Genomic DNA, 500 nt, shown 5'->3' with positions numbered 1-500 from the left:
GGTTCATAGAATACAAAAAAATCATCCATACACCATAAACAGGCCCCCCTGATTGAATTTATTTTATTGGGACGCTTTATTAAAAACTTCCAGCAATTTTATTTCTTCATTCTCCCAACAAAGAGTTTTTGAAGCTTTTTCAAGTTCTTCCAGATAGTTTTTTCTTCCTTTGTTTAAAACTTTTTCAATTGCCGTTGCAATGTTTTTTGGATGATGATCAGGAATTGTCTATCCTACATCAAACTGATTTTTAATATTTTGCAATTCAGGAATATTTGACAGAATCAAAGGAACACGCGCCTGAATACAATCTAAAACCTTATTGGGCAATGAATAAAGGTAACTATCTCCCCCATTTTCTTCAATGCTCATCCCACAGTCAGCAGTTATCGTAACCTTTCTCAAGTCCTCGGGCATTAATTTTCCCAAAAACTGAACTTTATTCTGAAGCTTTTCTTGTGCTACTAAATTTTCATATTCCCCTTTTCTTGGGCCATCTC

At 34.6% G+C, this 500-nt stretch carries 1 pseudogene; it reads right to left on the bottom strand.

The features are described 5' to 3' along the window. Positions 1 to 228: 228 nt before the first annotated feature. A pseudogene (locus tag C1634_RS26255) lies at positions 229 to 500 on the bottom strand (glycosyl transferase family 1); the annotation flags it as partial.

Origin of the sequence: Chryseobacterium viscerum, from assembly GCF_002899945.2 — a bacterium.
GTDB classification, from domain to species: Bacteria; Bacteroidota; Bacteroidia; order Flavobacteriales; family Weeksellaceae; genus Chryseobacterium; species Chryseobacterium viscerum.
This window is presented reverse-complemented; position numbering and strand designations above follow the sequence as displayed.